Origin of the sequence: Blautia sp. MSK20_18 (assembly GCF_020553125.1) — a bacterium.
Taxonomy (GTDB): Bacteria; Bacillota; Clostridia; order Lachnospirales; family Lachnospiraceae; genus Blautia_A; species Blautia_A fusiformis.
Map to the genome: position 1 here is coordinate 11,248 of NZ_JAJCGR010000022.1, position 24,333 is coordinate 35,580.

The window sequence follows — 24,333 nt, forward strand, 5'->3', positions numbered from 1 at the left end:
AAAGATAGTTCGGAAAGGAAAGGCAGGGCGTTTGAAGACACCTGCCTTTCAGGATTCATAAAGGAGATTTTTATGTACAGAGATCATACAAAAGTAATAAAAATTGGAAATCGTGTTATCGGAGGAGGAAATCCGATCCTTATCCAGTCCATGACCAATACGAAAACTGAAGATGTAGAAGCAACGGTTGCGCAGATCCTTTCACTGGAAAAAGCAGGCTGTGATATTATCCGCTGCGCAGTTCCTACTATGGAAGCTGCGAAGGCTTTATCCCAGATCAAAAAACAGATCCATATTCCGCTGGTTGCGGACATCCATTTTGATTATCGCCTTGCCATTGCAGCCATGGAGAACGGTGCGGACAAGATCCGTATCAATCCGGGAAATATCGGTTCCAAAGAGAGGATCCAGGCAGTTGTGGATACAGCAAAGGAACGGAATATCCCTATTCGTGTAGGAGTAAACAGCGGTTCCCTTGAAAAAGAACTGGTAGAAAAATATCACGGTGTTACAGCCGAAGGACTTGTGGAGAGTGCTCTTGATAAGGTGCACATCATTGAAGAGATGGGATATGACAATCTTGTGATCAGCATCAAATCTTCTGATGTTCTCATGTGCGCCAGAGCCCATGAACTGATCGCAGAAAAAACACAGTATCCTCTTCATGTGGGAATTACAGAAGCAGGAACTCTGTATTCGGGAAATATCAAATCAGCTATCGGACTTGGGATCATCCTGTATCAGGGAATCGGAGATACCATCCGTGTTTCTCTGACAGGCGCGCCGCTGGAAGAAGTGAAATCAGCCAAAAGGATCCTGAAAACGCTGGGACTTCGCAAAGGAGGCGTGGAGGTTGTTTCCTGTCCGACCTGCGGAAGAACAAAAATCGATCTGATCGGCCTTGCAAACCAGGTAGAGACCATGGTACAGGATATTCCTCTTGATATCAAGGTTGCGGTTATGGGCTGTGTGGTAAACGGACCGGGAGAGGCAAAGGAAGCAGATCTCGGAATTGCAGGAGGCGATGGTGTTGGTCTTCTGATCCGGCATGGAGAGGTTGTAAAAAAAGTACCGGAAACGGATCTTCTGGATACACTTCGTCAGGAACTTCTTACCTGGAATGAGCAGGAGTCATAATGGAGAAAGATTTTTTTGATGTATTTCCGCATCTTAAAGTGAAGAAAGAGCTGGAAGAACTTCTGGACATGGTATTTGTGACAAAGGTTTCCATGAACCCCGGAAGAACTCATCTGAGGGTTTATATCGAAAGCAGCCGCTGGATACACAAGAAGAATATTTTTGCGCTGGAGGATGAGATCGAACGGCAGTGCTTTCCGGGGATTCCCATGACTGTAACAGTTGTGGAAAAATTTCATCTTTCCGAGCAGTATACACCGGAGAACTTTCTGGAAAGCTACCGTTCCAGTATGGAGATGGAGCTGCGCAACTATAACATGCTGGAGTACAATCTGTTCCGTAGATCAAAAATCATTTTTACAGGAAAAGATACCTTGCGTATGGAGCTTCCGGATACGGTTATTTCCAGACAGAAAAGCGAAATACTTGTTGAATATTTTCATAAGGTTTTCTGTGAACGCTGCGGTATGGATCTGAAAGTGGAACTGGATTTTGTGGAAGTGAAAGAGAGTAAATACCGGAAAAATGCTGCACTTCAGATCAAACAGGAAGTGGAAAATGTCCTGAAGCATGCCAAACTCAGCGGGGATCAGGAAAGCGAACCGAAGCAGGAGGATACAGCCAGGGAAGAGACAAAGAAAACCTCTGGAGATAAGAGCGGCGAAAAGACAAACGAGAAGAAATCCGTTGACAAAAAACAGCAGAAGGTTCAGAAGGGGGATTTCCGCGGCAGCTTCGGATTCCGCAGGGACAGCAATCCGGATGTGGTTTACGGCAGAGATTTTGATGGAGAAACGATTCCGCTGGAGAGCATTACCGGTGAGATGGGTGAGGTTATCATCCGATGTCAGGTTATGGATGTGGAAGCTCGTGAGATCCGAAATGAGAAAACGATCCTGATCTTCCCTGTGACCGATTTTACGGACAGTATTGTTGTGAAGATGTTTCTGCGTAACGAGCAGGTTCCGGAAGTGACGGAAAGTGTAAAAAAAGGCGCATTCCTGAAGCTGAAGGGAGTTACCACCATTGACCGTTTTGACAGTGAGCTTACTATTGGAAATATTACAGGTATCAAGAAAATCGCCAATTTTACCAGCACAAGAATGGATACCAGTCCTCAGAAGCGTGTGGAGCTTCACTGTCACACCAAGATGAGCGATATGGATGGTGTCAGCGATGCAAAGGCATTGGTAAAACGTGCCTATGAGTGGGGACATAAGGCTATCGCTATCACGGATCATGGCGTGGTGCAGTCCTTCCCGGAGGCAAATCACTGCTTTGATGCCTGGGGCGGTTGTGTTCCAAAGGAGTCTGATTTTAAGGTGCTCTATGGAATGGAAGCGTATCTGGTAGACGATCTGAAGGGTATGGTCACCAATTCCAAAGGGCAGCGGCTGGATGGAGATTTTGTTGTTTTTGATATTGAGACTACGGGATTCTCAGCACTAACCTGCAGGATCATTGAGATTGGCGCGGTAAAAGTGGAAAAAGGACAGATCACAGATCGTTTTTCCACCTTTGTAAACCCGGAAGTGCCCATTCCGTTCCGTATTGAGCAGCTGACAAGCATCAATGATTCCATGGTCCTGGATGCACCTTTGATAGAGGAAGTACTGCCGAAATTCCTGGAATTCTGTGAGGGCTGCGTGATGGTGGCCCATAATGCGGACTTTGATATGAGCTTTATTATTGAAAACTGTAAACGGCAGGGGATTTCGGATGATTTTACTTATGTGGATACCGTTGGTATGGCTAGATTCCTTCTTCCTGCCCTGAACCGTTTTAAACTGGATACGGTAGCCAAGGCAGTAGGTGTTTCTCTTGATCATCACCACAGAGCTGTGGATGATGCGGCATGTACCGCAGAGATTTTTGTGCGGTTTGTAAAGATGCTGGAAGAAAGAGATATTTTTGATGTGGATGAGATGAACAGGCAGGGTGCGGTTTCACCGGATACCATCCGAAAGCTGCCCACATACCATGCTATTGTTTTTGCAAGAAATGAGACCGGAAGGATCAATCTGTACAAGCTGGTAAGCCAGTCCCATTTAAAGTACTATCACAGAAGACCAAGGGTTCCCAAAAGCATGCTGGAAAAATACAGGGAAGGCCTTCTGGTGGGAAGTGCCTGCGAGGCAGGAGAGCTTTATCAGGCACTTCTTCGCAATGCACCGGATCAGGAGATCGCCAGACTGGTAAATTTTTATGACTATCTGGAAATCCAGCCTCTTGGGAACAATGCGTTTATGCTTGCGGATGAAAAACATGATATGATCAATTCTGAGGAAGACTTAAAAGAGATAAACCGGAAGATCGTAAAACTTGGAGAACAGTTCAAAAAACCGGTGGTTGCCACCTGTGATGTGCATTTTATGGATCCTCAGGACGAGGTTTACCGACGGATCATCATGGCAGGAAACGGATTTTCTGATGCAGATAACCAGGCCCCGCTTTATCTTCGTACAACGGAGGAAATGCTGGAGGAATTTTCATATCTGGGAAGTGAAAAGGCGGAAGAGGTGGTGATCACCAATACCAATAAGATCGCGGATATGATCGAGAAGATATCACCGATCCATCCGGATAAATTTCCACCGGTCATTGAGAACTCCGAGCAGGATCTTAAGAATATCTGTTTCACGAAGGCCCACGAAATGTACGGAGATCCGTTGCCGAAGATCGTGGAGGACCGTCTGGACAGGGAGCTGAATTCTATTATCTCCAATGGTTATGCGGTAATGTATATCATTGCACAGAAGCTTGTGTGGAAGTCCAATGAGGACGGCTATCTGGTTGGATCCCGTGGTTCTGTAGGTTCTTCTCTGGCAGCGACCATGTCCGGTATCACGGAGGTAAACCCTCTGCCGCCTCATTATCTCTGTCCGAATCCGGACTGTAAATACAGTGATTTTGATTCCCCTGAGGTGAAAAAATACGCGGGTATGGCAGGATGTGATATGCCGGATAAGATCTGTCCGAAATGCGGTGCCAGGATGAACAAGGAAGGCTTTGATATTCCTTTTGAGACATTCCTTGGTTTTAAAGGTGATAAGGAGCCGGATATCGACCTGAACTTTTCCGGTGAATATCAGGCCAATGCCCACCGGTATACGGAGGTTATCTTCGGAAAAGGGCAGACCTTTAAGGCGGGAACCATTGGTACCCTTGCGGAAAAAACCGCATTTGGTTATGTGAAGAACTATTATGAGGAACGGGGGCAGCACAAGCGTTACTGTGAGATCAACCGTATCGTGAAGGGCTGTACCGGTGTCCGCCGTACCACTGGCCAGCATCCGGGAGGTATCATCGTACTGCCTATGGGTGAGGAGATTGAGAAATTTACACCTGTGCAGCACCCGGCCAATGATGTGAACAGTGATATCATCACCACACATTTTGATTACCATTCCATTGACGGAAATCTTCTGAAGCTTGATATACTTGGACACGATGATCCGACCATGATCCGTATGCTGGAGGATCTGACCGGCATCAGTGCAAGAACAGTTCCGCTGGACCAGAGAGATGTCATGTCCCTGTTTGCGGGAACGCAGGCTCTGGGGATCAGCCCGGAGGATATCGGCGGCTGCAGGCTGGGATGCCTCGGGATCCCGGAGTTTGGTACAGACTTTGCCATGCAGATGTTGATCGATACCAAGCCGAAATATTTTTCCGACCTGGTACGTATTGCTGGACTTTCCCACGGCACGGATGTATGGCTTGGAAATGCCCAGGTATTGATCCAGAATGGTACAGCTACCATTTCCACAGCAATCTGTACGCGAGATGATATTATGATCTATCTCATCGGAAAAGGAGTGGAAAGTGGTCTGGCGTTTACCATCATGGAGAGTGTCCGTAAGGGAAAGGGTCTTCGTGAGGAATGGATCCAGACTATGAAAGAGCATGATGTTCCGGACTGGTATATCTGGTCCTGTAAGCTGATCAAGTACATGTTCCCGAAAGCCCATGCGGCAGCCTATGTTATGATGGCGTATCGTATCGCTTGGTATAAAGTGTTTCATCCACTGGCTTATTATGCAGCATTTTTCAGTATCCGTGCCACTTCCTTTTCCTATGAACTGATGTGCATGGGAAAAGAACGTCTGGAATATTATATGGCAGAGATCCGGAAAAAAGGTGATGAGGCATCCAAGAAGGAACAGGATACACTGAAGGATATGAGGATCGTACAGGAAATGTACGCCAGAGGTTTTGATTTTGTGCCGATCGATCTTTATAAGGCAAAGGCACACCGGTTCCAGATCATCGGAGATAAACTGATGCCTGCTCTGGATACCATAGAGGGTCTTGGAGATAAGGCAGCAGAGGCAGTTGTGGATGCTGCCGCAAAAGGCAGATTCCTTTCCAAGGATGATTTCCGTGATCGTACCAAGGTCAGCAAGACCGTTATCGATCTGATGGATGATATGGATCTTTTTGGAGATATCCCGCAGTCCAATCAGATGTCACTGTTTGATTTTACGGGTTGATATATGATACCGGAAGGGCTTACAATAAATAAAAAATACTGCCGTTTATCCTGAAGGCTGATCTGGCAGTGAGAACTCCCAGGAGGATACCAGATACTATGAAAAAAGAAGAATTAAGATACCTGCAGCGACTTGCGGAGCTATATCCTACTATAGCAAAGGCTTCAACAGAGATCATCAATCTGCAGTCTATATTAAACCTTCCGAAAGGTACCGAGCATTTCATGTCGGACATTCATGGAGAATACGATGCGTTTTCCCATGTTCTTCGGAATGGATCAGGGGCTGTACGAAAAAAGATCGATGATGTATTCGGACATACCTTAAGCAACAGCGACAAACGTTCTCTTGCCACACTGATCTATTATCCGAAGGAAAAGATGGAGGTTGTAAAAAAACAGGAAGAAGACATGGAGAACTGGTACAAGATCACACTTTATCGTCTGATCGAAGTATGCAAGACAACGGCATCCAAATATACCCGTTCCAAGGTCCGTAAGGCACTTCCTGCAGACTATGCCTATGTGATCGAGGAGCTGATCACAGAGAAAGCGGAAGTTCTGGACAAAGAAGCATATTACGATGCCATCGTCAATACGATCATTGAGATCGGCCGGGCGGAGAATTTTATCATTGCCCTGGCAGAACTGATCCAGCGTCTTGTTGTGGATCATCTTCATGTGCTGGGAGATATTTATGACAGAGGTCCGGGCCCGCATTTCATCATGGATCGTTTGATGAAATATCATTCGCTGGATATCCAGTGGGGAAATCATGATGTGGTCTGGATGGGAGCTGCTACAGGACAGAAAGCCTGCATTGCAACGGTGATCCGGAACAGCATCCGTTACCGAAATATGGATATTCTTGAGGATGGATATGGGATCAATCTCATGCCTCTGGCAACCTTTGCAATGGAGGCTTATAAGGATGATCCATGTACTGCTTTTGAGATGAAGGGAGATGCCAATAACTATAGTATTCTGGAAGAAGAGCTTGGACGGAAAATGCACAAGGCTATTGCCATTATCCAGTTTAAGCTGGAGGGTCAGCTGATCCGCCGGCACAAAGAATTCCATATGGAAAAGCGTTGTTTGCTTCATAGGATCGATCCGAAAAAGGGAATGATCACACTTCCGGACGGAAAAGAATATCCGCTGACCGATACATATTTTCCTACTATTGACTGGAAAAAGCCATATGAACTTACTACAGAGGAAAAGGATGTAATGGAACGCTTGGATTCCGCGTTCCGAAACTGCGAGAAACTGCAGAATCATGTCCGGCTTCTTCTGGACAAGGGAGGCCTTTATAAAACTTATAATGGAAATCTTCTGTTCCATGGAAGTATTCCGCTTAATGAGGATGGAAGTCTGAAAGAAGTCCAGATTTATGGAAAAACCTACAAAGGAAAAGAATTGTACGATGTTCTTGAGACTTATGTGCGCCGGGCGTTTTTCTCTGTAAATGAGGATGAAAAGCGTAAAGGCAGGGATATTATGTGGTATATCTGGGCAGCTCCGAATTCACCGCTGTTCGGAAAAGACAAGATGACCACCTTTGAACGTTATTTTATTAAAGATAAGGAAACACATAAAGAAACTAAAAATGCCTACTATCATCTTCTGGAAAATGAGGATGTTGTAGATGATCTGCTCCGTGAATTCGAACTGGATCCGGAAAAAGGTCACATCATCAACGGGCATGTGCCGGTTCACCAGAGTGAGGGAGAGAGTCCTGTAAAATGCAATGGCAAAGTTCTTGTGATCGACGGCGGTTTTTCCAGACCATATCAGAAGGTTACGGGGATTGCCGGTTATACACTGGTTTATAACTCCTACGGGCTGATCCTGTCTGCTCATGAGCCTTTTACTTCTGCGGAAGAAGCGGTAGCCAAGGAGCAGGATATTGTTTCCAACAGGGTGGCAGTTCACTACAATAACAAACGTACTCTGGTCGGTGATACCGATACCGGAACTGCTCTGAAGGAAAGGATCAGTGAGCTGATCCAGCTTCTGGAAGCTTACAGAAAAGGTATCATCAAAGAAAAAAAATAAGCAGAATTGAGAAATACAAGAAGAGTTTCCTGTATGCTATAGTAAACAGAGGTGATGCAGATGAGAAAAAACAAAAGAAGAAAAAAACGGCTGAGAGCGGTTCTGATCCTGTTGATCATTCTGTTTATTCTGGCAGGACTGGGAGGGATGCTGTATGTTTCCCACAGGGATAAAGTGGAAAAAGAACAACGAAGAGAGGCCGCATTGGCTGCATTGGACAGTATTCCGGAGGTGACAGCAACTCCGGCAGCAACAGCAACACCGGTTCCGACAGCGACGCCGACACCGTCATTGACACCGGTCCCGACAATCCTTCCGGCATTTGAACCGGAAAATTATCAGGGAATCTGGTACAGCGAAGACGGGCTGACAACGATCGATATTTATGATATCAGTCTGAAATCTGTTTCCTTTACCTATAAGAGAGTGAATGGAAAAGATCCTTCCATGACCGCAGAAGTAGATGTGACTGCAGAGGTAGCAGGAAATGCCACACAGTTCCGTTTTAAGGATTCCGAAGGGAATAAGGCAAAAGGAGAGTTTGTTTTCGATAAAAGTGGTGAGCTTTATGTGAAGGTAAAAACATATGAACGGGGAGAGGGATCTCTGACCTATCCGAAAACAGAGTCTATTATGACCCGGCAGGAGCCATCCCTGGAAGTATCCGAAAATTCCGAAGAGGATGCTTCCTATAATGAAAGCAACGAAAATTCCTATGAACAGGAATCCTACAGCGAAAGCAGTGAAGATTCTTCTGATGAGAATACAGAAGAATATGAGATTCCCTACGGAGAAGAAGAAACCTATTATACGGAATGATCAAAAAAAATAAAACACGATAAAATAAAGAATCCCCGGATTTTGGCAATCAGGGAATCCCGATACAGGAATTCCCGAAACTGTTCCACATTTCCGGGGATCTCTTTATTTGATCATTTTTTTGCGGTCTGTGCGGCCGACGAGATAATCGATGCTGGTGTCGTAATAATTTGCCAGCCGGATAAGCATTTCGATAGGAATATTACGGGATCCCGTTTCATAATGGGAATAAGAACGCTGACTGATATGAAGAATCTCACTTAATTCTCTCTGGGACAGATCCGCGTCTGTACGTAAATCCTGAATACGCTGAAATTTCATTGTGCTCACCTCTTCTTTCTATTGAAAGTATAAAACAGAACGAAATGCACCCTTGCAAAAGGGAGCAAAATGGACTATACTAAATTTATTATCTTCTAAAATTCAGAAAATGTCTATCTGAAAATTCCCTTGTTTTTAACCAATGCGGATTTCGAATATCCGCCTGACCTGAAAAGACGAAAAGATGGAAGATCGGGATCCGTTTTTTCGCAGAAAGGAATGTATTTGTTTGCGAGTGTTTTATCAGCAGCGATCTACGGAATGGAAGTACGTGAGATCCAGGTTGAGGCAGATGTCAGTGATGGTCTGCCTTCTTTTGCTATGGTAGGATTTCCCTCTGCCCAGGTGAGAGAGGCCCAGGAAAGAGTCCGGACTGCATTTAAGAACAACCGGCTTTGTCTGCCACCAAAAAAAGTAACTGTAAATTTTGCACCTGCCGATATGAAAAAGGAAGGAGCCGGTTTTGATCTGCCTGTGGCGGCTGCAGTACTTGCGGCTGCCGGAATTCTGGAACCGGATCTTCTGGAAGGAGTTATGATCGTAGGAGAGATCAGTCTGAATGGAGAGATCCATGGGGTTGCCGGAGTTTTGCCTCGGGTGATCCGCGCAAGAGAGCTGGGCTTACGCTTTTGCGTTATTCCGGAGGAAAACATCCGGGAGGGGAATCTGGTGAAGGATATGCCGGTGTTTGGAGTAAAAAGTCTGAATGACATGATCCGGTGTCTGAGAGACCCAAACACTTATACAGCTGCGTATCAGGAAAAAGAAAAAACAGAAAACAAACCGGAAATACCAAAGGTTGATTTTGCGGACATCTGCGGGCAGGAAGGAGCCAGGCGGGCGGCAGAGATCGCAGTGAGCGGTTTTCATAATATTCTTTTTATCGGACCGCCAGGATCCGGAAAGACCATGCTGGCAAGACGTCTGCCTACCATTATGCCGGAGATGACATTTGAGGAAAGCCTGGAGATCACCAAGGTATACAGTGTGGCAGGACTTCTCACGGAAAAAGATCCGCTGATCCGGCAGAGGCCTTTTCGAAGTCCGCATCATACCAGTTCCCCTCAGGCTTTGGCAGGTGGCGGCAGGATACCGGGGCCGGGGGAGATCACTCTTGCACACAGAGGTGTTCTTTTTCTGGATGAGATGCCGGAATTTTCCAGAAAAAGCCTGGAGATCCTGCGTCAGCCGCTGGAAGATAAGGAGATCCATCTGTCCAGAGCTGCAGGAACCTATGTTTTTCCGGCCAGTTTTATGCTGGCGGCAGCGATGAATCCCTGTCCCTGCGGATTTTACCCGGATATGAACAGATGTCGTTGTACGTCAGGGGAGATCACGCATTATCTTGGAAAGATCAGCCAGCCTCTCCTGGAGCGTATTGATATCTGCACAGAAGTTCCGGCAGTGAGTTTTTCAAAAATGAAAAAGAAAATTGCAGGGGAATCCTCTGCGCAAATAAGAAAGAGGGTGGAAGCAGTACAGGAGATCCAGAGAGAACGTTACAAAAAGGAAAAATTTTGCTTCAATGGGGAGCTTGACGGAAGAAAACTGGAAAAATACTGTGTAATGACGGGAGGGGCAGACAAACTTCTGGAGCAGGCATATGAGCAGTTTCAATTCAGTACCAGAGCATATCATAAGATCCTGAAAACGGCCAGGACCATCGCGGATATGGAATCTTCCGAAAAGATAAAGGAAGAACATATCTGCGAGGCGTTGGCTTACCGGGCATATGACAAGAAATACTGGTCATAAAACAGAAAAAAGGAAGGTATTTTATATGGAAGAAATACAGCAAACAAGGATCCGGTGTGCCCGGAAGGACAGTAGTGTTTATCCGGCAAGACTTAAGGAACTTCCTGGTATGCCAAAACAATTATATTACATTGGAAGCTTTCCGGATGATGCCAAACCTACAGCGGCGATCGTGGGAGCAAGGCTGTGCAGTCCTTACGGACGGATACAGGCCTTTAATTACGGAAAATTCTTAAGCGAACATGGGGTACAGGTGATCAGCGGTATGGCGGCCGGCATTGATGCTGAGGGCCACAAGGGTGCTCTGGAAGGTGGTACCCCGACCTTTGCCGTGCTGGGAAATGGTGTGGACATCTGTTATCCTTCATCCAGCAGAGGTATTTACCGGAGAATCCCCGAAAAAAACGGAGGGATCATCAGCGAATATGAACCAGGTACCAAAGGCAGGGCATATTATTTTCCGGCAAGGAACCGGATCATCAGCGGACTGGCAGATCTGGTGCTTGTGGTGGAAGCAAAAGAAAAGAGCGGATCACTGATCACAGCTACCTGTGCACTGGAACAGGGGAAGATGGTATACGCCATTCCGGGAGCAGTAAATGATGCGCTGAGCCGAGGCTGTCACAAGCTGATCTACGACGGAGCAGGAATTGCATACTCTCCGGAAATACTTCTGGATGAGTGGGGATTATCTGTGAAAAAAAAGACAAATTTGTCTGAAAAAAGCAAGTTAGGACTTGCAACGGATTTGGATTTGGTGTATAGTTGTCTCGATTTACGACCAAAAAATCTGGATCATATTATCAGAAAAACCGGTTTTTCACCGGGAAAAACAGCCGGGATCCTGGGACAGCTTATTTTGATGGGGCTTGTGAAGGAAACCGGGAGACAGTATTATATCAGACTTGAATAAATGCTTTTTTGCCCGGAGATTTAGCAGGAGTTTTTAAGCCGGACAGGAAGGCAGAATGAGATTAGGAGAGGTAAAATGGCCAAAAATCTGGTGATAGTAGAGTCACCTGCTAAAATGAAGACAGTAAAGAAATTTCTGGGGGCAAATTATACAGTAGAAGCGTCCAACGGTCATGTGAGGGATTTTCCCAAGAGCCAGTTTGGTATTGACGTGGACAATGATTTTGAACCGAAGTATATTACAATACGGGGAAAGGGTGAGCTTCTTGCAAAACTTCGTAAAGAAGCAAAAAAAGCAGATAAGATCTATCTTGCAACTGACCCTGACCGTGAGGGAGAAGCAATTTCCTGGCATCTGATGCAGGCTTTGAAGACAGATACTGCAAAGATGCACAGGATCACATTTAATGAAGTAACAAAAACAGCAGTTAAGGCGTCCATCAAGCAGGCCAGGGAACTGGACATGAATCTGGTAGATGCACAGCAGGCAAGGCGTATGCTGGATCGTATGGTAGGTTATACCATCAGTCCGCTGCTCTGGGCCAAGGTAAAAAGAGGCTTAAGTGCAGGCCGTGTACAGTCTGTGGCACTGCGTATCATCTGTGACAGAGAAGATGAGATCAATGCATTCATTCCTGAAGAATACTGGAGCCTGGAGGGTGAATTTCAGGTAAAGGGTGAGAAGAAACCGTTGACAGCCAAGTTCTATGGAACAGATAAAAAACTTCCGATCAGAAACCGTCAGGAAATGGATGAGATCCTGAAAAGTCTGGAAGACTGTAAATATGAGATCACAGAAGTAAAAAAAGGCGAGAGAATCAAAAACGCTCCCCTTCCGTTTACCACAAGTACTCTGCAGCAGGAAGCTGCCAAGACACTGAATTTTTCTACGCAGAAGACTATGCGCCTGGCACAGCAGTTATATGAAGGTGTGGATGTAAAAGGCAGTGGTACGGTAGGTCTGATCTCCTATCTGCGTACAGATTCTACTCGAATTTCAGAGGAAGCAGATGCAGCAGCAAGAACTTATATTTCTGAGCAGTATGGTTTGGATTATGTTTCTCAGACAGAGAAGGCAATCAAAAACGGACAGAAGATACAGGATGCTCATGAGGCGATCCGTCCTACAGATATTGCGAGGACACCAGTTCTGGTGAAGGAATCCCTGACCAGGGATCAGTTCCGTTTATATCAGCTGATCTGGAGACGTTTTGCGGCGAGCAGAATGGCACCGGCACGTTATGAGACCACGTCTGTCAAGATCGGAGCAGGTGAGTATGTGTTTACGGTTGCAGCATCCAAGGTTGCCTTTGATGGCTTTATGTCTGTGTACACAGAAGAGGGCGATGACAAAAAGGGCAATGTTTTAAGTCAAAGTCTGGAAAAGGGTATGGAGCTGAAGCTGAAAGAACTGAAGCCGGAGCAGCATTTTACACAGCCGCCGGCACATTACACAGAGGCTTCACTTGTAAAGACTATGGAAGAGCTTGGAATCGGACGTCCAAGTACGTATGCGCCGACCATCACAACGATCATCAGCAGACGCTATGTATCCAAGGAACAGAAAAATCTTTACGTCACAGAGCTTGGAGAGGTTGTTAATAATATTATGAAACAGGCTTTTCCAAGTATTGTGGATGTAAACTTTACAGCAACTATGGAGGGACTTTTGGACTGCGTGGAAGCAGGTACTGTACAGTGGAAAACGGTTGTACGTAACTTCTATCCGGATCTGAAGCATGATGTGGATGAGGCTGAGAAAGAGCTTGAGAAAGTTGATATACAGGATGAGGTTACGGATGTGATCTGCGACAACTGTGGCCGCAACATGGTGATCAAGTACGGTCCTCATGGAAGATTTCTTGCATGCCCCGGATTTCCGGACTGCCGTAATACAAAACCATATTATGAGAAGATCGGTGTTGCATGTCCGAAGTGCGGCGGCGAAATTGTCATGAAAAAAACGAAAAAAGGCAGAAAATATTACGGATGTGAGAATAATCCGGAATGTGATTTTATGTCCTGGCAGAAACCTTCTGCAAAGAAATGTCCGAAATGTGGTAATTATATGCTCGAAAAGGGAAATAAGCTGGTTTGCAGCCAGGAAACCTGCGGATATGTGGAACAAAAACCAAAAGATGAAGATTGATTGAATAAATGCTTTTCCACCAATTTTCAGAAAATCCCGTTAAAAATAAAAAAATATAAAAAAGTCTTGTAAATTTCCAGAATAACGTGTAATATTAGACTAGAAAAACGATTTCTTTCAAGGTACGAAAGTGAAAGGAGGAAAAATGAGCGTTCAGTTGCTAGATAAAACTAGAAAAATCAATAAGCTTCTGCATAACAGCAGCTCAAGCAAGGTAGTGTTTAACGACATTTGCCAGGTGCTCATGGAAACCTTAAGTTCCAATATCCTGGTACTCAGTAAGAAAGGTAAGGTTCTGGGAGTCAGTATCTGCCCGGGTGTGGATGAGATCACAGAGCTGATCGATGACAAGATCGGCGGACATATCGACCCGTTATTGAATGAGAGATTTCTTGGTGTTCTTTCCACAAAGGAGAATGTCAATCTCCAGACACTTGGCTTTGAGCATGTACCCGGAAATTATCAGGGAATCGTGAATCCGATCGATATTGCAGGTGAGAGACTGGGAACGTTATTCATGTACCGCAATGATCATCCCTATGATATTGAGGATATTATCGTCAGCGAGTATGGTACAACAGTTGTTGGCCTGGAAATGATGCGTGCGGTTCATGACGAGAACGCAGAAGAAGACAGAAAACAGCAGATCGTTAAATCGGCATTCAGTACACTGTCCTTCTCAGAGCTTGAGGCGATCATCCATATTTTTGATGAGCTGGATGGGGATGAGGGTATCCTGGTTGCCAGCAAGATCGCTGACCGTGTAGGTATCACCAGATCCGTGATCGTAAATGCACTGCGTAAATTCGAGAGTGCAGGTGTGATCGAATCCCGTTCATCCGGTATGAAGGGAACTTACATTAAAGTTCTTAATGAAGTGATCTTTGATGAGCTTGAAGAGATAAAAGCACAGAGAAGCAAGAAGGCATAATGTGATCAGCACTGTCAGATGCTTGATATAAGATAAAGAACGTGACAAAAGAGACTTCCCGCTATCGTGGGAGTCTCTTTTTTGTCTGTTTCATAAAATCAAAATAAATAATGAAATTAAGAAAACAAGAGAAAATAAGAGTATAAAAGAGATAAAACCAGAATAATACAGAAAAACCATATCTTAAAAGGGTTGCGAAAATATGTGAAATTCACTAATATAGCCATAGTGATTAGCACTCGTATAAAGTGAGTGCTAGCAGGCAAAGATGGAACTTATAAAGGAGGAACATAGATCATGAAGTTAGTACCTTTAGGCGACAGAGTAGTATTAAAACAGGTTGAAGCAGAAGAGACAACAGCATCCGGAATCGTGCTTCCGGGACAGGCACAGGAGAAACCACAGCAGGCAGAGGTTATTGCAGTTGGACCTGGCGGAGTTGTAAACGGAAAAGAAGTAAAAATGGAAGTAGAAGTCGGAAATACTGTTATCTATTCCAAATATGCAGGAACAGAAGTAAAGATGGATGGAACGGATTATATTATTGTAAAGCAGGAAGATATCCTGGCAATCATTAAATAATATAAACATCTTATCGTATATCAATATAAATAGGAGGTCATTTTATCATGGCAAAAGAGATCAAATACGGCGCAGAAGCAAGAGCAGCACTTGAAGCTGGTGTAAATAAACTTGCAGATACAGTAAGAGTAACACTTGGACCGAAAGGAAGAAATGTAGTACTTGACAAATCTTTCGGTGCTCCGCTTATCACAAACGATGGTGTTTCCATTGCAAAAGAGATCGAGCTTGAGGACGGATTCGAGAATATGGGTGCTCAGATTATCAAAGAGGTTGCATCTAAGACAAACGATGTAGCTGGTGATGGTACTACAACAGCAACCGTACTTGCACAGGCAATGGTACATGAGGGAATGAAGAACCTGGCAGCAGGAGCGAACCCGATCATCCTCAGAAAAGGAATGAAAAAAGCAACAGATGTTGCAGTAGAAGCAATCAAGAACATGAGCCAGGCAATCAACGGAAAAGCTCAGATCGCTAATGTAGCCGCAATCTCTGCAAGTGATGAGCAGGTTGGACAGCTGGTTGCAGATGCTATGGAGAAGGTTTCCAAGGATGGTGTTATCACTGTTGAGGAGTCCAAGACCATGCATACAGAGCTTGACCTTGTTGAAGGTATGCAGTTTGACCGTGGATATATTTCCGCATATATGTCTACAGATATGGAGAAGATGGAGGCAACTCTTGATGATCCGTATATTCTGATCACAGATAAGAAGATCAGCAACATCCAGGAGATCCTTCCGCTTCTTGAGCAGGTTGTTCAGGCTGGTGCAAAGCTTCTCATCATTGCAGAAGATGTTGAGGGTGAGGCTCTCACAACCCTGATCGTTAACAAACTGAGAGGAACCTTCCAGGTAGTAGCTGTTAAAGCACCTGGCTATGGTGACAGAAGAAAAGAGATGCTTCAGGATATCGCGATCCTGACAGGCGGACAGGTGATCTCTGACGAGCTCGGTCTTGATCTGAAGGAAGCTAAAATGGAGCAGCTCGGACGTGCAAAATCCGTTAAGGTTGCAAAAGAGAATACAGTTATCGTTGACGGCCTTGGCGACAAAGATGCCATCGCAAAACGTGTTGCTCAGATCCGTGCGCAGATCGAGGAGACAAAATCCGAGTTTGATAAAGAAAAACTTCAGGAAAGACTTGCAAAACTGGCAGGCGGCGTAGCTGTTATCCGTGTAGGTGCTGCTACTGAGACAGAGATGAAGGAAGCAAAGCTTCGTCTTGAGGATGCTCTTGCAGCAACAAGAGCAGCTGTTGAGGAAGGTATCATCGCAGGCGGCGGCTCTGCTTATATCCATGCTTCCAAAGAGGTTGCAAAACTTGCAGCAACACTTGAGGGAGATGAGAAGACAGGTGCTTATGTGATCCTGAAAGCCCTTGAGGCTCCGTTGTTCCACATTGCTGCAAACGCAGGACTGGAAGGCGCTGTTATCATCAACAAGGTAAGAGAGTCTGAGGTAGGTACAGGCTTTGATGCTCTGAATGAGAAATATGTAAACATGGTTGAGAATGGAATCCTTGATCCTGCAAAGGTTACAAGAAGTGCACTTCAGAACGCAACAAGTGTTGCATCTACACTTCTTACAACAGAGGCTGTAGTTTCTACGATCAAAGAGGATACTCCTGCTCCGGCACCAAACCCGGGAATGGGAATGATGTAATTTCAAGCAGGCAGGTAAATAATTTACAAAATGAGAGGGCCTGCGTCATGGACGCGGCTCTCTTTTTGTGTTATAATCAAAAGAAATCAGTAAATTACGAAAGGAAGAAGCAAATGAGTGACTTATATTCAGAACTTCTGGTAAAGAAGAAACAGACAGGGAAGGATCTTGCTATAAAATACGGTCTTATTGCACTGACCGTGATCATGGTTCTGGGAGGTCTGGTGCTGAATGCACTTCTTCTGGTTCCGGCTATCGCTCTTGGTGTTGCATGCTATTTTGTAATTCCGAAAACAGACCTGGAATATGAATATCTGTTTGTTAACGGGGAACTGGATATTGATATGATCATGTCCAAGTCAAAGAGGAAAAGAGTAAAATCACTTCAGCTTGCGGAGGCTGATCTTGTGGCACCTCTGAAATCCCACAGAATGGATTATTACAACGGAAATCAGAAGATGAAAACCATAGACTTTTCTTCAGGTATTGAGGATCATAAGCGCTATGCCATGATCGTAAGAGACAGCGGAGAAACCTGCAAGGTGATCCTGGAGCTGGATGATGAACTTGCCAATACCATGAAAAATTCTGCACCGAGTAAAGTTTTTTTGGATTGACATGAATCTTGTTTTTTGTTACACTAGTTCACAAATTTAAAATATCTTACACAAAGGGAGGAAATGCAATGGGTACTATTATTGGTGAAGGCATTACGTTTGATGATGTCCTGCTGGTTCCGGCTTATTCTAAAGTAATTCCGAATCAGGTTGATGTTTCAACGTATTTAACCAAGAAAGTAAAGCTGAATATCCCCATGATGAGTGCGGGAATGGACACAGTTACAGAGCACAGAATGGCAATTGCTATGGCCAGACAGGGTGGTATCGGTATCATTCACAAGAATATGTCCATTGAGGCACAGGCAGAAGAGGTTGACAAAGTTAAACGTTCTGAGAACGGTGTTATCACCGATCCATTTTATCTTTCAGCAGAGCATACACTGAAGGATGCCAATGATCTGATGGCGAAATACCGTATTTCCGGTGTTCCGATCACAGAAGGCAGAAAACTGGTAGGTATTATCACAAACCGTGATCTTAAATTTGAGACAGATTTCAGCAGAAAGATCAAGGAGTGCATGACTTCAGAAGGACTGATCACAGCTAAGGAAGGAATCACACTTGAGGATGCCAAGAAGATCCTTGCGAAATCCCGTAAGGAGAAATTACCCATTGTAGATGATGACTTTAATTTAAAAGGACTCATTACCATCAAGGATATCGAGAAACAGATCAAGTATCCGCTTGCAGCCAAGGATGCACAGGGAAGACTTCTCTGTGGTGCTGCGGTTGGCATCACAGCAAATGTGCTTGCACGTGTTGATGCGCTTGTGAAGGCTAATGTAGATGTGATCGTAATTGATTCTGCACATGGTCATTCAGAAAACATTTTAAAAGCAGTCCGCGAGATCAAGGCAACATATCCGGAGCTTCAGGTAATCGCAGGTAATGTTGCAACAGGCGAAGCTACCAAGGCTCTGATCGAGGCTGGAGTAGATGCAGTCAAAGTTGGTATCGGACCGGGATCTATCTGTACAACACGTGTTGTTGCAGGTATTGGTGTTCCGCAGGTTACTGCAGTTATGGATTGTTATGAAGTGGCTAACAGCTACGGAATCCCGATCATTGCAGACGGCGGTATCAAATATTCCGGAGATATCACCAAGGCCATCGCAGCAGGTGCCAATGTCTGCATGATGGGAAGCATGTTCGCAGGATGCGATGAGAGCCCGGGAACATTCGAACTTTATCAGGGAAGAAAATATAAAGTATATCGTGGAATGGGATCTATCGCAGCTATGGAGAATGGCAGCAAGGATCGTTATTTCCAGGAGAATGCAAAGAAGCTTGTGCCGGAGGGTGTTGAGGGTCGTGTTGCGTATAAAGGACATGTTGAGGATACCGTATTCCAGCTGATCGGTGGTTTAAGATCCGGTATGGGTTACTGTGGAGCAGAGAACATTGAGAAGCTGAAGACAACAGGCAGATTCATCAAGATTTCAGCTGCATCTCTTAAAGAGTCACATCCACATGACATCCACATCACAAAAGAGGCTCCAAACTACAGTGTAGATGAATAATAAAGGAAAAAAAGGTAAGACCGGTAAAAAGTCACCCAGGCCGTCCCATAGCGGGCGGCCTGTTTCCGTAAAGAAAACTTCCTCCGGGTCTTCCAGAAGAAAAAAGAAGTCTTTGAGAAAAAAGAACCCGATCAAGATCCTGCAGAGGATTGTGCTGATATGTATCATTGTGATCGTTGCTTTTGCTGCGTGTGCGTTAGGATACGCATTTTTTGAGATGCGCATGGAACAGAGTAAAATTCAGTCCGGACAGGAAGAAATATCCGGGAATGCCAGCGGAAATGGCGGACCGGAACAATGGCAGGCAGAAGGAGCACCTTTTATTGATGTGGAGCTTCTGACACCGAATTCCTATTCTAGACCACAGATTTCTATCGAACAGGTAAATTATATAGCCATTCATTATACGGCCAATCCGGGATCTACTGCCGTATCCAATCGGAATTATTTTGAAAATCTTGCGACAACGCAGGACAACAAAGTCAGCAGTCATTTTGTGATAGGGTTGGAGGGAGAAGTGGTACAATGTATTCCCACTTCGGAAATATCCTATGCCACAAATTCCAGAAATGTAGATACCATATCCATTGAATGCTGCCATCCGGATGAAACAGGGCAGTTTAATACAGCAACCTATGATTCGGCGGTAAAGCTGACAGCGTGGCTTTGTACACGCTTTGGACTGACTTCGGATCAGGTGATCCGTCATTATGATGTCACAGGTAAAGACTGTCCGAAGTATTACGTGGAAAATCCCGATGCATGGATCCAGATGAAATCAGACATTGCAGCACAGATCCAGACAGATTATGCATTACAGGGGAAATAAAGTGTTATTGTTTATTTTGTGAGCAACAAGAAGTCTGGAAAAATAATTTCTGAAAATAGGGGCTTGAAAATTAAGAAGAAGTATTGTAGTATAACAGCAGAAGCTGCATGACTGGCGGAAAGTAGGATTACCTACAGGGAGTGCAGTGAAGTGAGAAGCCGACCGCCTGGGCAGCCTGATAAGGGGGTGTCCAGGCGGTTTTTTGTTACCGTTCATATCCTGGGATAAGCCCCGGGCCTTACATTAGACAAGGAGGACTGTGAAAAATGACGACATTTTCACTTGAAAAAGAACTGAAAGAAAATTCCTATCCGGGAAGAGGAATTGTGATCGGACGTTCCGCTGACGGGAAACATGCAGTTACTGCATATTTTATTATGGGAAGAAGCGAGAACAGCAGAAACCGTATTTTTGTTGAGGATGGGGAAGGAATCCGTACACAGGCTTTTGATCCATCCAAGCTTACAGACCCGAGCCTGATCATTTATGCACCGGTACGTGTCCTTGGAAATAAGACCATCGTAACAAACGGTGATCAGACAGATACGATCTATGAGGGAATGGACAGACAGCTCACCTTTGAACAGTCTCTCCGCAGCAGAGAGTTTGAGCCGGATGCGCCGAACTATACACCTCGTATTTCAGGCGTTCTTCATGTTGAAAACGGTAAATTCAATTATGCGATGTCTATTTTAAAGAGCAATAACGGAAATCCGGATTCCTGTCTTCGTTATACATTCGCCTATGAGAATGCGGCAGCAGGGCAGGGACGTTTTATCCATACTTATAAATGCGATGGAAATCCACTTCCAAGTTTCGAGGGAGAGCCGAAGCTGGTAGAGATCCCAAACGATATTGATGAGTTTGCGGATCTCCTCTGGAAGAGCCTGAACCAGGATAATAAAGTTTCTCTCTTTGTTCGCTTTATTGACATTGAGACAGGAAATTATGAATCCAGGATCGTAAACAAGAATAAATAAGAAAATAGGGATATCACAGAGAACGGAGGAGCTTTTTCATGAAAGAATTACAGTTAAAATACGGATGTAACCCAAATCAGAAACCATCAAAGATCTATATGGCAGATGGAAGTGAGCTTCCGATCCAGGTACTCTCCGGAAGACCAGGATACATCAACTTCCTGGATGCCTTTAATGGCTGGCAGCTGGTACGTGACCTTAAGAAAGCAACCGGACTTCCGGCAGCAACTTCATTTAAGCATGTATCTCCGGCAGGTGCTTCCATCGGACTTCCGCTGAATGAGACACTGGCAAAGATCTACTGGGTAGATGATATGGACTGGAAGAATTTTTCCCCGCTTGCATGTGCGTATGCAAGAGCAAGAGGTGCAGATCGTATGTCATCATTTGGTGATTTCATTTCTCTTTCTGATGTCTGCGACAAAGATACCGCGATGCTGATCAAGAGAGAGGTTTCTGATGGTGTGATCGCACCTGGATATACAGAGGAGGCTCTTGAAATTCTGAAGCAGAAGAAAAAAGGCAATTACAATGTGATCCAGATCGATGAAAACTATGTTCCGGAACCTTTGGAGCACAAACAGGTATTTGGAGTCACTTTTGAGCAGGGCCGCCAGGAGCTGGCAATTGATGATGCGCTGATCTCCAATATTGTAACAGAGAATAAAGAGCTTACGGAAGAAGCCAAGAGAGATATGAAGGTTTCTCTGATCATCCTGAAATATACACAGTCCAATTCCGTATGCTTTGTTAAGGACGGACAGGCTATCGGCGTTGGTGCAGGACAGCAGTCCCGTGTACATTGTACACGCCTTGCAGGCCAGAAGGCAGATAACTGGTACCTCCGTCAGTGCCCGAAGGTACTGGAGCTTCCGTTTAAAGACACGATCACACGTGCGGAGAGAGATAATGCCATTGATGTTTACATTGGTGAGGAATATATGGATGTCCTTGCAGATGGTGCATGGGAAAAGACATTCACAGAGAAGCCTGAAGTGTTCACAAAAGAAGAGAAGAGAGCATGGCTGGATGGTCTTACCGGCGTGACACTGGGATCCGATGCATTCTTCCCGTTCAGTGATAATATCGAGCGCGCATATAAGAGCGGTGTAAAATATATTGCAGAGCCGGGTGGATCTGTACGTGATGACGCAGTTATCGATACATGTAATAAGTATGGAATGGTGATGGCATTTACAGGAATCCGCCTTTTCCACCACTAAAAGATGCATGCCTTGGCCATGATATGCAGTTGAAATAAAAGATAAAAAATATAAAGTCCCGAATCTGGATTTCTGGAAAAAAGAGATCAGACCCGGGACTTTTTGATCGAAAAAGGATAGTTTTAAAAATAAAAAAAGAACTCTGAAAAACTCAGAGTTCTGAAGAGCGATAGACGGGGCTCGAACCCGCGGTCTCGACCTTGGCAAGGTCGCGCGTTACCAACTACGCCACTATCGCATATGCATTATCGCTTCACGTATTTCCCTCAGCGACAAGACATATATTAGCATAGATTTTATATTCTGTCAAATGTTTTTTGGAATTTTTTTGAAATTATATACAACATATAAAGTTTATTCCAGACATCTGAAATAGAACTTGTATATGACAATATTTCGGTGGTTTATGAGTTATTGTCTAAGTGGTAATAGCGCAAAACATGATCCGGATAGTATTGGTCACCATAGTCCCATGGACCGGCAGGATCATGAAGGGGATCATCTTCATCACGTTGTGTGTTGCCGCTTGCCATCTGAGCAAAGGCCTGAGCACTTTGGGCCGTCCACACAGTCTGACCGTTTTCTTCCAGATAAGCAAAATAGGAATCGGCTCCGAAATTGTATGCCTGCAGAGCCAGACGGATCTTGGAAAGATCAGTCGGACCGGTACAGCCGGCTTTATCCAGAGCATATTTCAGCTCCTGGATGCCACAGGAAATAGAGTAAGAAGGATCTGTGATACCATTGGGCTGCTGCGGATATCTGGTGTTGTAGGCTCCTTCTGAAGACTGCATGGGATCAGTACCCTGCCCGGAGCTTTCCTGCATCATCACAGCCAGAATCAGGTCTACATAGTCGGACATATCATATTGTGCGGCTTCGCTGGAAACCTCATCGCGATAAGCTTCACAGGCTGCATTGATCTGATGGGCTTCCTCCTGCCTGCCGGAAAATTTGGAAAAACGCAGAAGGATACAGCCCACGATCAGCAGAAAAAGACATGTCAGAAAGATCTTCTGCCTTCGCACCTGCTGTACACGGAGTCTGTGGCGCTGTTTTTTAGTAAGGGTTGGTTTCTTGTGTTTTATATTCATATAAGTATTGTATCCGTTACGGATAGATTTGACCAGTTAAAAAATATGATCTTTTTGTTAAAAATTTCTGAAGACTGTCCTGTGAAATTGCAAAATATGATCTGATATGCTATGATAGTCGGGACAAACCGTAGAATGCCGGAATAAAGGAGGCAAGATTTCATGCGAAAAAAGCTTCTGGCAGTTATTTTATGTGCTTCTATGCTTTTCCCTGCATCCGTATCAGCAGAGGTACTGGGATATGAAGCAACATTGGATACATATACAAAGGAGAAAAAAACACCTCAGCAGTTTCAGATCGATGATGGGGCGGGAAATACAGTAAATGCTCTGGCGAAGAGTGATACGCTTTATGTTACAGCGAAAAATACGGAAATCCGGTCCAATCCGGGAGACAGTGGTACAGAACTGCGTTCTGTGATCTTGGGAACGAAACTTGAAAGAGTTGCAGTCTGTGACAATGGCTGGAGCAAGGTGACCTTCCAAAAGAAAGGTGAGGACAAGATCATCGGTTATGTTTCGGATAGCGTGCTCAGTGATACGGAGATCGTAAATAAATTTACGGATACAGTTACAGCGGCACAGGACAGTGATATCCTGGATTATCCCGGCAAGAAGGACGGAGAGGTTGTAGGAGAGGTCCTTCAGGATGATGAGCTGAAAAGAACAGGTACGGTAGATGCTATCTGGAGCAGGATCGTTTACACAGATGACAGTGGTTCAGATCACGTCGGCTATATTCCGACCAGCTGTCTGGAAGGTTATCAGGCTACGGAAGTGGCCAAGGCAGAGCAGGAAAAGAATACAAAAGCAGGATCCCTTACCAAGAGTTCCGGGGAGGGCGTTTTTGCGGATGCGGTGGATGGTGTAACTTCCACAGGTGGATCCGGAAGTACCGCAGCTGGCGTACAGATCGGAACGCCGGTATCAGTATCTTCGGACGCGACACTAAAACCACTGGGAACATTCCGGATCACGCATTATTGTCCGTGTAGCATCTGCTGCGGACCATGGGCGAATGGAATTACTTCCACAGGAGTAACGGCCACTACCAACCGTACGATCGCAGTGGATCCGAGTCAGATCCCATACGGTTCCAAAGTAGTGATCAATGGACAGGTTTATGTTGCAGAGGACTGTGGAGGAGCGATCCGGACCAATTGCATTGATGTATATGTGGCAACACACTCCGAAGCAGAGCAGAAGGGCGTGTTTTATACAGAAGTTTATTTGCTTCAGTGATC

General features: G+C 45.0%; 18 protein-coding genes, 1 tRNA gene and 1 riboswitch. Of the genes, 16 read left to right on the forward strand and 3 right to left on the reverse strand.

What is annotated here, in order from left to right; all coding sequences use genetic code 11:
- The first annotated feature begins 72 nt into the window (after positions 1-72).
- The 4 genes from ispG to LI091_RS12320 all read left to right on the forward strand — a co-directional run bounded on the left by ispG (position 73) and on the right by LI091_RS12320 (position 8,506).
- Entirely contained in the window at positions 73-1,137 is a 1,065-nt protein-coding gene (gene ispG, locus LI091_RS12305; RefSeq protein ID WP_021651821.1) for a flavodoxin-dependent (E)-4-hydroxy-3-methylbut-2-enyl-diphosphate synthase, read from the forward strand.
- Positions 1,137-5,630, forward strand: coding sequence for a PolC-type DNA polymerase III (locus LI091_RS12310; RefSeq protein WP_265191194.1), 4,494 nt, complete (start codon positions 1,137-1,139; stop codon positions 5,628-5,630). Before ispG ends, LI091_RS12310 begins: the two co-directional genes overlap by 1 nt.
- Before the next feature lie 98 nt (positions 5,631-5,728).
- Positions 5,729-7,687 carry a fructose-1,6-bisphosphatase gene (locus LI091_RS12315; RefSeq protein ID WP_114001709.1) on the forward strand — a complete coding sequence of 653 codons (1,959 nt, stop codon included), beginning with the start codon at positions 5,729-5,731 and terminating at the stop codon, positions 7,685-7,687.
- A gap of 60 nt (positions 7,688-7,747) precedes the next feature.
- Positions 7,748-8,506 carry a hypothetical protein gene (locus LI091_RS12320; RefSeq protein WP_059085428.1) on the forward strand — a complete coding sequence of 253 codons (759 nt, stop codon included), beginning with the start codon at positions 7,748-7,750 and terminating at the stop codon, positions 8,504-8,506.
- A gap of 105 nt (positions 8,507-8,611) precedes the next feature.
- Here the strand turns inward: LI091_RS12320 and LI091_RS12325 are convergent, their stop codons facing one another.
- Positions 8,612-8,827 carry a helix-turn-helix domain-containing protein gene (locus LI091_RS12325; protein ID WP_015524345.1) on the reverse strand — a complete coding sequence of 72 codons (216 nt, stop codon included), beginning with the start codon at positions 8,825-8,827 and terminating at the stop codon, positions 8,612-8,614.
- Positions 8,828-9,046: 219 nt separating this feature from the next.
- Here LI091_RS12325 and LI091_RS12330 point away from each other — a divergent pair, with 219 nt between their 5' ends.
- The 11 genes from LI091_RS12330 (at position 9,047) to LI091_RS12380 (ending at position 21,995) form a co-directional block, all read left to right on the forward strand.
- Complete coding sequence (locus tag LI091_RS12330; RefSeq protein ID WP_265191195.1) at positions 9,047-10,582, forward strand: YifB family Mg chelatase-like AAA ATPase; 1,536 nt, start codon at positions 9,047-9,049, stop codon at positions 10,580-10,582.
- A gap of 25 nt (positions 10,583-10,607) precedes the next feature.
- Positions 10,608-11,495, forward strand: coding sequence for a DNA-processing protein DprA (gene dprA / locus LI091_RS12335; RefSeq protein ID WP_265191197.1), 888 nt, complete (start codon positions 10,608-10,610; stop codon positions 11,493-11,495).
- A gap of 75 nt (positions 11,496-11,570) precedes the next feature.
- Positions 11,571-13,643, forward strand: a complete 2,073-nt coding sequence (topA, locus tag LI091_RS12340; protein ID WP_021651815.1) for a type I DNA topoisomerase — start codon at positions 11,571-11,573, stop codon at positions 13,641-13,643.
- A 145-nt stretch (positions 13,644-13,788) separates the two neighbouring features.
- Positions 13,789-14,574 carry a GTP-sensing pleiotropic transcriptional regulator CodY gene (codY, locus tag LI091_RS12345; RefSeq protein WP_015524350.1) on the forward strand — a complete coding sequence of 262 codons (786 nt, stop codon included), beginning with the start codon at positions 13,789-13,791 and terminating at the stop codon, positions 14,572-14,574.
- A gap of 297 nt (positions 14,575-14,871) precedes the next feature.
- On the forward strand, positions 14,872-15,156 hold the full coding sequence (gene groES, locus LI091_RS12350; RefSeq protein ID WP_015524351.1) for a co-chaperone GroES: 285 nt from the start codon (positions 14,872-14,874) through the stop codon (positions 15,154-15,156).
- Between the two features lie 47 nt (positions 15,157-15,203).
- Positions 15,204-16,823, forward strand: a complete 1,620-nt coding sequence (groL, locus tag LI091_RS12355) for a chaperonin GroEL (protein ID WP_022426640.1) — start codon at positions 15,204-15,206, stop codon at positions 16,821-16,823.
- Between the two features lie 113 nt (positions 16,824-16,936).
- Entirely contained in the window at positions 16,937-17,440 is a 504-nt protein-coding gene (locus LI091_RS12360) for a DUF6106 family protein (protein ID WP_015524353.1), read from the forward strand.
- A gap of 68 nt (positions 17,441-17,508) precedes the next feature.
- Complete coding sequence (guaB, locus tag LI091_RS12365) at positions 17,509-18,963, forward strand: IMP dehydrogenase (protein WP_015524354.1); 1,455 nt, start codon at positions 17,509-17,511, stop codon at positions 18,961-18,963.
- Between the two features lie 112 nt (positions 18,964-19,075).
- Positions 19,076-19,792, forward strand: coding sequence for a peptidoglycan recognition protein family protein (locus LI091_RS12370; RefSeq protein ID WP_244094831.1), 717 nt, complete (start codon positions 19,076-19,078; stop codon positions 19,790-19,792).
- Between the two features lie 97 nt (positions 19,793-19,889).
- Positions 19,890-19,971: riboswitch (ZMP/ZTP riboswitch) on the forward strand.
- Between the two features lie 87 nt (positions 19,972-20,058).
- Positions 20,059-20,772 (forward strand): IMP cyclohydrolase, encoded by a 714-nt coding sequence (locus tag LI091_RS12375; protein WP_118609036.1) that lies wholly within the window; start codon positions 20,059-20,061, stop codon positions 20,770-20,772.
- 38 nt (positions 20,773-20,810) lie between these two features.
- Entirely contained in the window at positions 20,811-21,995 is a 1,185-nt protein-coding gene (locus tag LI091_RS12380) for a phosphoribosylaminoimidazolecarboxamide formyltransferase (protein WP_015524356.1), read from the forward strand.
- A 165-nt stretch (positions 21,996-22,160) separates the two neighbouring features.
- Here the strand turns inward: LI091_RS12380 and LI091_RS12385 are convergent.
- Both LI091_RS12385 and LI091_RS12390 read right to left on the reverse strand, forming a co-directional pair.
- Positions 22,161-22,233, reverse strand: a tRNA-Gly gene (locus LI091_RS12385).
- A gap of 166 nt (positions 22,234-22,399) precedes the next feature.
- A complete protein-coding gene (locus tag LI091_RS12390) occupies positions 22,400-23,089 on the reverse strand; it encodes a lysozyme family protein (RefSeq protein ID WP_144093867.1) in 690 nt (229 codons plus the stop codon).
- A gap of 162 nt (positions 23,090-23,251) precedes the next feature.
- Between LI091_RS12390 and LI091_RS12395 the strand changes: the two genes are divergently transcribed.
- The gene (locus LI091_RS12395) at positions 23,252-24,331 is read left to right on the forward strand and encodes a 3D domain-containing protein (RefSeq protein ID WP_015524358.1); all 1,080 of its coding nucleotides are present in this window, start codon (positions 23,252-23,254) and stop codon (positions 24,329-24,331) included.
- Positions 24,332-24,333: the final 2 nt, after the last annotated feature.